At 49.6% G+C, this 12,180-nt stretch carries 11 protein-coding genes; 1 reads left to right on the forward strand and 10 read right to left on the reverse strand.

Annotated elements, in window-relative coordinates:
• Window positions 1–172: 172 nt before the first annotated feature.
• Window positions 173–1,114, reverse strand: a complete 942-nt coding sequence (locus J4G07_12810) for a hypothetical protein (protein ID MCE2414875.1) — start codon at window positions 1,112–1,114, stop codon at window positions 173–175.
• Between the two features lie 162 nt (window positions 1,115–1,276).
• Between J4G07_12810 and J4G07_12815 the strand changes: the two genes are divergently transcribed.
• The gene (locus tag J4G07_12815; GenBank protein MCE2414876.1) at window positions 1,277–2,242 is read left to right on the forward strand and encodes a threonine dehydratase; all 966 of its coding nucleotides are present in this window, start codon (window positions 1,277–1,279) and stop codon (window positions 2,240–2,242) included.
• Here J4G07_12815 and J4G07_12820 read toward each other — a convergent pair.
• From J4G07_12820 to J4G07_12860, 9 genes are all read right to left on the reverse strand, one after another.
• A complete protein-coding gene (locus tag J4G07_12820; protein MCE2414877.1) occupies window positions 2,230–2,955 on the reverse strand; it encodes a thiamine pyrophosphokinase in 726 nt (241 codons plus the stop codon). The two genes, J4G07_12815 and J4G07_12820, sit on opposite strands and share 13 nt — an antisense overlap.
• 277 nt (window positions 2,956–3,232) lie before the next feature.
• Window positions 3,233–4,147 (reverse strand): DUF2156 domain-containing protein, encoded by a 915-nt coding sequence (locus J4G07_12825; GenBank protein ID MCE2414878.1) that lies wholly within the window; start codon window positions 4,145–4,147, stop codon window positions 3,233–3,235.
• Window positions 4,148–4,150: 3 nt separating this feature from the next.
• Window positions 4,151–4,714, reverse strand: coding sequence for a YkgJ family cysteine cluster protein (locus tag J4G07_12830; protein MCE2414879.1), 564 nt, complete (start codon window positions 4,712–4,714; stop codon window positions 4,151–4,153).
• 126 nt (window positions 4,715–4,840) lie between these two features.
• Window positions 4,841–5,986, reverse strand: a complete 1,146-nt coding sequence (locus J4G07_12835) for a DegT/DnrJ/EryC1/StrS aminotransferase family protein (GenBank protein ID MCE2414880.1) — start codon at window positions 5,984–5,986, stop codon at window positions 4,841–4,843.
• 92 nt (window positions 5,987–6,078) lie between these two features.
• A complete protein-coding gene (gene aroQ, locus J4G07_12840) occupies window positions 6,079–6,531 on the reverse strand; it encodes a type II 3-dehydroquinate dehydratase (protein MCE2414881.1) in 453 nt (150 codons plus the stop codon).
• A 518-nt stretch (window positions 6,532–7,049) separates the two neighbouring features.
• Window positions 7,050–8,264, reverse strand: coding sequence for a Gfo/Idh/MocA family oxidoreductase (locus tag J4G07_12845; GenBank protein ID MCE2414882.1), 1,215 nt, complete (start codon window positions 8,262–8,264; stop codon window positions 7,050–7,052).
• Between the two features lie 241 nt (window positions 8,265–8,505).
• The gene (locus J4G07_12850) at window positions 8,506–9,717 is read right to left on the reverse strand and encodes a phytanoyl-CoA dioxygenase family protein (GenBank protein ID MCE2414883.1); all 1,212 of its coding nucleotides are present in this window, start codon (window positions 9,715–9,717) and stop codon (window positions 8,506–8,508) included.
• Window positions 9,718–9,764: 47 nt separating this feature from the next.
• Entirely contained in the window at window positions 9,765–10,805 is a 1,041-nt protein-coding gene (locus tag J4G07_12855) for a Gfo/Idh/MocA family oxidoreductase (protein ID MCE2414884.1), read from the reverse strand.
• 16 nt (window positions 10,806–10,821) lie between these two features.
• Complete coding sequence (locus tag J4G07_12860) at window positions 10,822–11,970, reverse strand: phytanoyl-CoA dioxygenase family protein (protein ID MCE2414885.1); 1,149 nt, start codon at window positions 11,968–11,970, stop codon at window positions 10,822–10,824.
• Window positions 11,971–12,180: the final 210 nt, after the last annotated feature.

Here is a 12,180-nt window from a genome sequence, read left to right on the forward strand (position 1 = left end):
GTTTCTTATTCTTCTCCTTAAAAAAGGATACCACATTTTTCACCGATTTGCAAGAAAATCTTCGGCAAAGAATTTCGACTGCATTTTATCCGCGCGGGATGTTTGGAAGTAGACAATCGGCTATCAGTGATAACATTCAAGAGTCGGAATTCAGAGATCACTCTACGAATGTTTATACTGCCAATGTGATAGCGCGAGAGGAACGTGAACCCCATCCGGGAATAACAATCGTCCATCTCCCCGCCGGTCCACCTGCTACCATCAGCAGCAGATCCTCTGCCGAGTATTGCTGTGTGGTGTCGGCGATGTATTGTCGGATGTCGCCTTTGTTAAACCCGTCCTCTGAGATCGTCTTTGCGTGTTCAACGCCAATGACGAGTATGGTTTCACCGACACTGTTGCCGGGGGCAGCGATGTTCTGTGAGATTGTGTTGAGGATCCCTTCCGCGGTATTGTTGCCGTGGTCGTTGACGGTTTGCGGACCGGCACCCGCGAAGATGGTGACAGTGCTATCGCCCGTATTGAACCCACGCTCGACATGCAACGGATCCCAAGGGCTTTCTTCCTCTTTTTCGGCGATGCAACAGGTATATTTTCCAGCGTGTCCGAATGCTGACCGATCCAGTTCACCGGGCAATCCGCCACCAATATTGGTGCAGATGAGCCGTAACGTGCGACCGATCGTTGCGTTCGCTCGCCATCCTTGTCCAAAAAGGTTGAATCCGTCGTTGATTTCTAACTGCTTTCGGATGGGTCCGTTCACAACGAGCACCGGTGAGACATGGGATGTTGTAACTTGAACGCCGTGGAGGTTGAACTGCTCAGACGTCATCGCCTCCACTGCGGTGAGAATCAGCGGTAAATATTCCGGTTTGCATCCAGCCATAACGGCATTAATCGCAACCTTTTCGACGGTAGCTCTTCCCCATTTTGGAGGGACTGCTGCGATGAGTTCATCTGGATCACGGTCTGTTCCGCTGAGCATACGTTTGACGCGTTCAGGGGTCGGTGGAACGACGGGAAGCCCATCCGTCCATCCGTTCTGATAGCAGACCTCGATGAGGTCCTCGGTTTCGTCAATTTCTAACGCTGTGGACTGCCATTCTTGTGCCATGTGTGTTTCCTTTCTGAACATTGCTTTTGAATATGTGCGTTGGGATATGCTATCATATTATCATAGATTTAATAGGTTGGCAAGGGCTCTTTGTCCTTGTAGGAGGGAACTCCGATTCCCGACGCTTTTAAAATACATTTCTAAAATACATCAGGAGAAAAAATGAAATCTATGACCCTTCAGGAAATTATTGCGGCGCGACCCGTCGTATCACAATATTTAAAGCCTACACCTTTGGTTCACTATCCAGAGTTGTCCGAGAGACTCGGATTTCAGGCATACATCAAGCACGAAAATCATCATCCAACGGGGAGTTTTAAAGTACGCGGCGGCATCAATTTTATGCACCACCTACCGCAAGCGCAACGTGAAAAGGGTGTGCTTACAGCGACGCGCGGGAATCATGGACAGTCGATCGCCTATGCGGCGGCGCAGTATGGTGTCAAGGCGACTGTTGTTGTGCCACACGGGAATAACCCTGAGAAAAACAGCGCGATGCAAGCGTTTGGTGCCGAACTCATTGAACACGGTGCTGATTTTGACGAGGCACTTGCGCTCTGTGAAACGCTGCAAGCCGAACGCGGGCTTTACTACGTTCATCCGTGCATGGAGCCTGCACTGTTCCACGGTGTCGGCACCTATTCACTTGAGATTTTCGAGAGTCTCCCAGACGTGGACGCAATCATTGTCCCTATCGGCGGTGGGAGCGGTTGCTGTGGGGCTATCACAGTTTCCAAGGCGATCAATCCGAATGTCAAGATCATCGGTGTGCAAGCGGAAAATGCACCAGCTATCTACCGTTCATGGAAGACAGGAACGCGTGTAGAAACCGATTCTTGCGATACCATCGCAGATGGAATCGCGACCCGCTCGCCGTTTCCGTTGCCGTTGTCCATTATCAAAAAAGGCATTCACGACATTGTCCTGCTTAGCGAGGTGGAACTTGAAGAAGGTATCCGTTTGGCGTTGCGGTGGACGCATAACTTAGCGGAAGGCGCAGGCGCGTCTCCGATAGCAGCAGCGCATAAACTCACAGATACGCTGGCAGGGAAACGCGTCGTAATGGTGATGAGCGGTGCGAATCTGGACACGGAAACCCTCAAGAGAGTCCTCTCCTACCAGTTGTGAATTACGTAGACGGGAGCAGATCCGTCAGTCAATTGGATGGTTGCCGATTCCGCGCCTTCTACGAACTCGTTGCGAAGAGCGTTTGTTAAATCGGGGTGGATGTGTAGCGATCCCAAGTCCCAACGTAGATTTTCGCTTTTTTCGACGATGACGTTGGGAGATTCCGCAATGAGAGAAACGCGTTGCAGTCCGTTGTTTTTTCGGGTTAAATGCACTGCTGATAGCACATAGTGGATTGTTTGTCTCGGATCCCGTATCTCGGTTATGTAAGGTTCACCCGCAGACACACGATAATGCCCAAAACGCATCAGGTTGAGATTCCCAAGGAACTGATCTGTTTCATATTCTGTTGGACGCGGTAAACCGCCATAGATGATGATATGTCGGCAGTTGAACTGTTCTAAGGCGTAGTCTACGGCGAGTTGTCCATCGGTGTAATCTTTGTCCGTTTTTCCTACCCATTCCTGAACGATCTGCTTTGCCTGTGTGAGCGGTTTGGAACCCCGATGTGGGATCGAATCCATATCACCTATAAGGACATCAGGGATAAGCGATCTATCCGTATCCCGATTGAGTTCATCAAATATACGGATGCCTCCATCAGCACAGATTAGCGGGAACCCGTTTTCTACCGCGACTTCGATCTCTTGACGGTAAAAGTCGTGGTACCGTGTGTCGTAGTAGCCGTTGAGGAAAATAAGTGCTGCTTTCATCTTTTAATTTTACCTTGCGGTTCGGTCAAGTGGTTTCAGACTTTGCTACTCTTCCCGTAGAGCCGCCCTCCATTACATTACGGACTACGCGCTTTGGACTAACTTTTATAACGCCAGTTTGAAAATAAATCTGTAGGTGTTTTTGCTTGGGTGTTTCCCCTAGGTAGAGCGGTAAATACGCCAAAAAAATCGCAGAATGTGGAGAGATGTGTCGTTTTTCAAGACACTTTCTGTGTCAATACCGGTAGCGAAACCCAACTTGACCCTTTTATCAAACTCACGTTTTTATAACAATATTGTATGACGGAAGCAGTTGGCTCGGATAGTAGGAGCGTTTGACACGTTTTAGGTTCTCTAATCCTGAATCGTCCATTGCGTTTATCCATCTGTAGGTCCCCATCAATTCCTTACACAACTCGCGGTAGATGAACTGCGCGAGTCCTTTTATTCCAAGTTCTGTAATCTCAAATAGCACACAGAATGTGTCCGCGTTCAGTGGATGCCCGAAGGTGTAGCCTCTGATTTCCTCATCAATACGGACAACCCTGCCGAGAAGTCCGAGTGTCTCCGCATCCGCAATTGCGATTCGGTGCGCCGATCGGGAATCCTCAAGCATCGCACAATAGATTGCGTCGTCACATGTTGCTGCGCGTTCGGCATGCCACGCGTCATAGAGTCCGAAGCACGCCTCGCTGTCGGCGGTGCAGTAGGGTCTAAATTCTGCCGACGGATACCGCTCGATAAAGGCGTTATAGGCGTTGCGCTTGCTCTTGAAGCGATTGCCGCGCAACTCACCGAGTGTCCGTGTCTCATAGAGGTATTCCGTCTCCTTCAAGGTAGCGCGGAATCCGTCCTTTTCAAAAAAAGTCCGCAGCTCCTGTGGAACATTTTCGATTCTGGCGATGTGTGGATTCCGATTTGATTCTAACATAAATTGATATGCCATGCGAATAACATTTCGGTAGGTGTCGTTTTCAGGATCGCACGGCATCGGTAGAATCGGCATGAAATAGTCTTCAGCCTGTTTTGCGAAGATACATAGATGTTCCGCGAGCAGTACCCAATAAAACTGAAAATGCTCTTTCCACACGTAGAGCGGTGCGAAGGTGTAGTTGGAAAGACGCGTTCCCATCTGACGCGCATATTCGTCAAAAAGTGGCTTGTCATTAAGGGTGAGCGGTTGAAGTCGCATCTGTCAGCTTTTCATTGCGATTAGGAGATCGCTTCTACTCAGCGTATGGACAATTTTTACGGTGTCTTGGTAATCACCGATTAAGCACCAGTTGTCGATTATCTGCGCTCTGACCGATTCGGATTCGACGTAATCGATAACGTGGCGGATATGTTGCTGAAAGGCTTCCGTTTCAAGGTGTGCCTCACCAAATGGGCAGAGAGTATCTACGCCAAGCACAACATCGTTACCATCCTCGCTGAGCATCAGTGCGAACGGATAGAGTTGGCAGTCAAGCGGACGTATCGGATAGATGGTGCAGTGACTCGTCTCTGGTTCAAAAAACGGACAAATATAGAAATCGTTGTGCGGTTTTAGTTGGATCTGTGCGCTTTTTCCGTCTGCCTGTGGACGGAACAGTTCAGGATCGGCACCGTGTGCAATTGCGTTTTCTGTCTCTATCGCTGTGAAGATAGGCGCGAGCGGACTAGCTGCTTCTAAAAAACGGCAACAGACATCACACGAAAAACAAACGTCGCTGGGGATAATTTGGTAGAGGGTAGTGTTCTCTGGGTTAGGTGTATCCATCTTGTGTCCTTGAAATGTGGGTTCGGTGGCAAACCAACACCTCCGTCCTGGACGCGATTATAAACCCGAAGCCCGTTTGTAGTAGGGAAACCATTCATTGCCCGTTCTTTGGTTTCTGGGACATGATTATGAACCCAAAATCTTTCCTATTTCATCAATTACAATCTGAATCTCCACTTCGGTTAAACCAGGATGGAGCGGTAGACTCACGACGCGTTCAAATGCCGCCTCAGCACACGGGAAATCGCCGACACGGTAGCCGTATTGCTCCTGATAAAACTCGAAGAGGTGTAACGGGATGTAGTGGACACTGCATTCGATGTTTGCCTCGCTCAAGGCTCTGATAAATCCGTCACGTTCACCGGGTGGGAGTTGGATAATGTAGAGATGCCACGAATGCTCGTTGAGATTCTCCGGTGCTACTGGTGTCCTGACGTTCGGAAGATTCGCGAGTTCCTTTTGATAAATCTGCGCGAGATCTCGACGGCGTTCATGCTGTTTGTTGAGTTTCATGAGTTGGCACAACCCCATTGCTGCTTGAATATCGGTCATGTTGTATTTATAACCTTCAGTAGCGATGTCATAACGCCAGATATCGCGCTGTGACTGGCGCGCCCAAGCGTCCTTATCGATGCCGTGGAGTCGCATCGTGCGGAGCGGTTTGGCGAAGGCATCGTTGTTGGTAGTAATCATACCACCTTCCCCTGTTGTCAGATTTTTATTCGCATAGAAACTAAATGCTGACAGATCACCGATACTGCCGATGTGTTGCCCTTTGTATTCAGTCGGGATGGCGTGGGCAGCATCATCAATAAGGACAAGGTTATGGTTGCAGCAGATGTCCAATAACGCATCCATGTCACACGGGAGACCCGCAAAATGGACAGGCATTATTGCCTTCGTGCGTCGGGTTATCGCCTGTTCAATTTTGGTTATGTCGATGTTCAACGTATCAGGATTGATGTCTACAAAGACCGGTTTTGCTCCGACATATCGGATCGCCTCAGCAGTGGCGGTGAAAGTGTAAGGGGTCGTGATAACCTCATCCCTACTACCGATTTCGGCGACAACAAGACTTAGATGCAGCGCGTGGGTGCAGGAGCTGACAGCAATGGCGTGTTTAACACCGAGGTACTCGGCGAAGGCACGTTCAAATTCGCGCACTCTGTTCCCTGTGCTAATCCATTTAGAGGCGAGCACTTGGCTAACGGCTTCGATTTCGGTGTCATCAATCCACGGACGACTAAAGGGTATAAAAGGGTTTTTTGCCATTTTGATTTTACCTTGCGGTTCGGGGAAGTTCGTCTTGGGTTCAGGATTGTCTCCGTATACCCGCCTTCCATTTCGTTTCAGGCTTCGCTTTTTTATTTTTCCATAGTTTGTTGCAAAATTTGGATCATTGCTTCAAGAGCAAGGGTGTAACTATACGTGCCGAAACCGCCGATGACACCGACAGCGATCGCCGAGATATAGGAATGATGCCGAAATTCTTCACGGGCATAGATGTTAGAAAGGTGAATCTCTATGACGGGAAGTGCAACCGTAGAGAGTGCGTCTCGGATGGCGACGCTGGTATGTGTGTAAGCAGCGGGGTTAATCAGGATACCGTCTGCCCAGTCGATGTGGTCTCCGATGATTGAGATGAGTTCGCCTTCGTGATTGGATTGAAAAATTTTGAGCGTAATCGCGTGCGGTGATGCGGCTGCTTGACGATCAAGCATAACGTTAATATCTGATAATGTTTGGTGTCCATAAATCTCTGGTTGGCGTTTCCCTAAAAGGTGTAGATTCGGTCCGTGGAGGACGAGAATGTTCATGCGCGTGCTTCCTTTTTCTCTGAAGTATTGCCTTTCCTGAAAGAGTATACAGTGGATAAGAAAAATTTACAAAGTTTTTTCGTGCCTGCTGGAGAGGTAGGGGTGGGGAGTGAAGTAAGTCAGCTTGCTATGGAGGGGAAGTTGGGTTTCGCTTTGCTCAACCCATAGGTGTCAATTTTAGAAGCAACCGCCTCTTACCGTCGTAGGTTGGGTAGAACGGATGCCACCAAAACCGTAAAAAATCAGAGAAAAACGGAGATTTCTCCATATACGCTATATTCACCACATACTTAGTGAAACCCAACGCATTTGTTGTGAAGTTCCGGGGTTCTAAGGCTATGAAGTTGGGTTTCACTCGGTGTTGCGTGTATATGATGTCGTGTTGGATTTGACGTGTGTTTGGCAGACTGACATCCGCCTTCCGCAATGCCGTTCTACCCAACCTACGGACACCCCACGGAAACCTTAAATTGACACCTACCTTGGATTGAGGAAATTAGTTATGTGCACAGATGCCATTACGCATCAATGGCGTGTCCGAATTTCTCACGGAATTCATCGTGAACCATCTGCTCATAACCCGTCGTTTCCGTTATCGGGAGGTCGATAGGCATCATCCCCAAACGTGATGATTCGTATAGACCGATACACATCTCGACATCTTTCCGACCGCCGATGCCGTATTCCGGTGGCTCTCCTGTGAGTGCTGCCCTCGCTGTTGTCATAATCTCTTCCGCGGTTCCGACATTCCAATCGTCGATTGGGTATGTTCTGAAAGGATTTTCATAGACAATCTGTGGGTCGGTATGCACGACAATTCTGGAGAGAACATCTACGCCCTCGATGTGATGCCGTTCCGTTTCAATCGGAATTTCTTTCATTTCACCGTTGTCGATAACCCGCAGTGGGAAATCGGAAGTCCAGAAATCGGCATCTGTTATCACGCCCTTCGTTCCCATAATCTGCCTGTACTTAATTGTTTCCTCTCCGACTTGGGAGGTCTCATAGACACCGACAGCACCGCTTTCAAATTCGATAAGCGCGTGCCCCCAATCTTCGTAAACGCTGTTGGGTCCGGGAGCGAATTGCTTGGTAATTCCAGTAATTCTCTTCGGTTCGCTTTGGGCATAAAACCGAATCTGAGACATCCGATGAACACCCATGTCAATGCAAACACCGGAGTGGGAAGTAAATGTCGATATAGGGGACTCGATACCGCGCGGCTTTCCTGCTCCATGAACAAACGGCCTACGTCCGAAGGGTTCAACAAAGTGCACTCGCATAATATCACCAAGCACACCTTCCTGAATGAGTTTTATGATGATTCGATCCCCCGGCATCCGAAAGTAGTTTTCAGCGACCTCAAAATGGACGCCGTTTTCTCTGCAACTGTCTATGATTACATCACAACAGGCGAGGGTAGGTGCCATCGGTTTTTCGACGATCGGGTGCATCTTGTGTTCAGCGACGATTTTCGCGATCGGATGATGTGTATAATCGCCGGTGCTAATGTCTACAACGTCGATGTCACCGTGTTTCTCCAGCATCTCTTCGACATTTGTGTAGTACGGGAGACCATACGCTTCACCCGCTTCGCGAGCCGTATCCGCGTCTACGTCACATACCGCTACGTAATCCAGATCCCCTCTTTTCGTCAATTCGGCGATTGTCGGTAGATGCCAACGTTTCGCGACCCAACCACAACCTACGGATGCAATCTTGGCTTTCCGCATTCTTTGTCTCCTTAACGCTTTTCTTTTTCTCTAAACACATTCTCAAAATGACGTTCGTGCGTCTCTATAAGAGTAGGACTTACGCATACGGCTCTTTTGTAGCATGATGCACGTCGCATCTGGGCGAGTCCGCCGCAAAACTGTCAGTTTGTGCCACAGACCGCCTGCGTTTTTTATCCGCTTCCTTTCTCATGGCGCGGGAGTGATCAAAATTGCGTAAGTCCTGTAAGAGAATTAAATCTTACTGAGAGGATTGTATCTTCTCAGTCAATTCCTCGTCAACAGTGATTGCCAGATGTCCCTGTGGTCCAACCATCTTATTTACCATGATTGACGCAAGCTCTTTATACTCAAGCGCAGTCAGTTCTTCTGCCAAGGGACTGTTGATAAAGTTCTTATAGGGACGACTGGTATCCATGAACGGCATGATGTACATCGGAATGACCGCCTGCAACATCGCCGCCCGTTTATGTGGCGTGCGATTTACGCCTGCGCGATGCCAAATCCGAGAATCGTAGACGATGTAACTCCCCGGCGGTGCTTCAACCACATCTGCATCCGGTCCGGTGTATGGCAGCCCTTTGGATTCACGGTGCCCGTCCTGTCTGGAGGTGTTCCCGTTTACCCACTCGACCGGTGGACCTTGACCGAGTGTATGGGATCCGAGTTTGAAACAGGTCGCTCCGTTTTCCTTGCGGAATTCCGAGACACAGAGATTGCGTTGGACACCCATGACCAGACCATCGACCTTGTGAACAGGGATTCGGTTGACAACTTCACTGCCGGCAATACCCCAGAGATAGGGGAAATCAGAGTGCCACCCTTGAACCTTCCGTCTACCGTCGTCTGGTGGGAGTATTGCGAAGCCCGGTGAGTGTCCGAGACGGATTTCCTGCGTCTGCATGTACTGACGCATCAACCACAAAGATACGGGTTCCGTCGCAATCTTTGCGACCGCTGCAGTCTCATTCAACGGGGGAATGCGCCGCTCATAGGTGCCTTCTTCCCAGCGACCCGTGCAACTCACCCGCTCCAACTCTTCGACAATATCAGGAGCAATGATGGAGGGGAGGCAGACCCATCCGTTCTGTTTGAATGATTCCAAATACTCAGATGGCAGGTGTGCAGGACCGTGTCCAGCGGAGAACACAGCACCTTCGGATGCTGGACTGCCATCCTCCATGAGTAGAATTCCTTCATGACGTAGGTAGCAGTCGTCTTTGACATCAACGGGTTCTGCCTCGAGTTGGATCCCAGTAACGACATGACGATAAACATTACTGCCTTCAACTTGCTCCCATATTACATCATCGTCAACATAATGAAAGACTGAAAGTTCGTTAATCTCGGAGACACCGAGAAAATCTCCATCGGCATTACGAAGTAGTGTAAAGTGCATCGACGGCTTTTCAACCCGGACAACGCGTTCCTGAAAAATGTCATCTTTCACCATCGGTAGTAACTCCTGAATAATTCTGAAATTCTACGTTTGCATATTATCTAATGAATAACCCCTACCTCTGCGAGCCAAGCGTCCAGCAGCTGCATGTTACCGAGCGTGTCGTCCCAAGACATCGCCGGTGCTTGTCGGTCAGCAATATGTGCCGCAACCGTATCTGCCTCGTAGGTAAAGAGGTCCCGATCTACATCAACAGTAAATTCGGTGGATTCCCGATTTTGATAAGATTCAACGATAATCTTTGTTGACGGGAAGGCTGTATCAAGTGGCAACGGTGTTCTCGCACCTCGGCAAGGCGATGAGGGTAGCCACGGGTTCGGAATCGTGAGGGTTCCGTCCGTTCCGTAGATGATAACGCTGCTTCCATAACTACATTCAACAGCACAAATGATCTCCGCGATAATATCGTTCTCAAATTTCAGGGACGCGACTGCGATGTGATCAACACCTGTAGGACCGATTTTTCCGTTACCTTTTACGGAGATCGGATCCAGAAACGGCTTGTGCGCCGCAGCACCTGCGATTTTCCGAGCCATTGAAGCCGTATAGCCGCCGATGTCGAGGATACCACCGCCTCCCATTTCATGGTTATAGATTCGGCTCTGTGGGTTGAAACCCGAACGGTAGCCGAAGGTCGCGCGGATGACTTGAACATCACCGATCGCACCCTCTTGTATCAGTTCGACCATCTTCGCTATCTGCGGGTGGCAGCGATACATGAAGGCTTCCATGAGGAACACGTCGTTTTCACGTGCAGCATCTACCATCGCCGCAGCTTCGACACGGTTCATGCTGATCGGTTTCTCCACGAGGAGATGTTTTCCGGCTTCAGCACACGTTATCGCCCATTCCGCATGAAGTGGATGGATTGTGGCGATATAGATAGCGTCGATATCATCGTCCGACAACAGATCAGCGTAATCGTTATATTGGCGCGGGATGCCGAAGTCGTTGACGAGTCTGTCCATCTTAGATTGGGTGCGACTCCCAACGGCAAGAATCTGCCCGGAGTCTGTAAAACGCATTCCGTTACAGAAGACATAAGCGATGCCACCTGCACCCATAACGCCCCAGTTTAACATGTCTCATTTCCTCCTATTAACCTTTCGCAGCTTCTGCGCGCTTGCTTGCGAGCGGATGCATAATACCGGCACCGGGGGGCCAGACCCCTCGGTCTGCTTTGATCCACTCACATAATTTCTGAGCGTGTGGTGTCAAGGTTTCCCAAATTTCGTGGGGCATAATCCTGCTGAAACCGTGTTGTGAACGCCACGGTGCGGCGTACTCCACGTTTGGGAGTGCGCGTATTTCCTTGGAAAGATTGGGGGTTGCGCCATGCCATGCCCGGTTATCTCTAAACACACCGGAACCCGCTGTCGCACCGACGAGCGTCGAATGTTTCATCCAATCGGGTTCATCACCCGGTGGTGGCGGATTTTGCTGCAATGTATGTGTTCCAGGAATTTGACGGATCGGACCATTTTCCCACGTCAGATCACACATGATGAAGTTAATGGTTACAGTCGGCGGGGTCATCTCCATAATCATCTTTTGTGAGGGGACATCAAGATTTCCGTTATCGTCTCTATGGAGTTGGAGACCAAGGCGTTCCGCTTGCCGAATACGTGCTTCGGTGAGGTGCTGTGAATCCCTACCGTCAGAATGCAAGTGTTGGTACTCTACTGCACCGGGGAGACAGAGGTCGCCGCCGGAACCCCACACCCGGTAGTCCGAAGAACCGAAGATTTCTGTGACGATAGGGGTCGTTGTCGGTAAATCTATCATGCTTGCCCAAGCGGGATGGTGCAGCATCTGTCTTGAAGCCGAAGAGGTACCGTAACTATAGCGGTGTGGCAGCCGTCCGGTTTCGGTTATGTATTTCCTGTTATCGGGTCCTGGTATTGACAGGATGTCGCGTAGTGCTTCGGCACACCCTTCTCTCCAGCGAGCAAGTTGCTCGGCGTTGAGCAGGTCCTTAACGACAGCGAAACCGTCACGATGGAAAATTCGAGCGATTTTCTCGGTTTCGTGGGGTTCGCAGATTTCAAGTCCACGAATGCCGTTGTGATCGCGTAACTTTTCGCGGAGTGCCTCGACCTCTGGATCGTCGTAAACACGACGTTTGGGTGAGTTAGGGTCTGCTACGCCGAATCCTCTTTTGCCGGGGAAGAGATTTCCTTCCGCATCGACGGTTTCATTGACAGGTGTATTCTCATCCCATCCGACCCGCGTTTCATCTCTTCCAATTCTGCGGTGAAGGGGCGTCCGTTGTTACTCATAGTCTAACTCCTTACTCCCACCTACTGCAAGTGGGGAAAATATGTTTTTTCGTGTAGACAGCGAACGTCAAGAGCAAATGACTTTAGAATAGTTTTTAATCTATCATGCCTCGTATTTTTTGTGCAATGGTTAATTTGCTTGAGAAGATATTTTGAATCTGCTATGATAGTTATATTA

It is taken from the genome of Candidatus Poribacteria bacterium (assembly GCA_021295715.1).
In the GTDB taxonomy this organism is placed as follows: domain Bacteria; phylum Poribacteria; class WGA-4E; order WGA-4E; family WGA-3G; genus WGA-3G.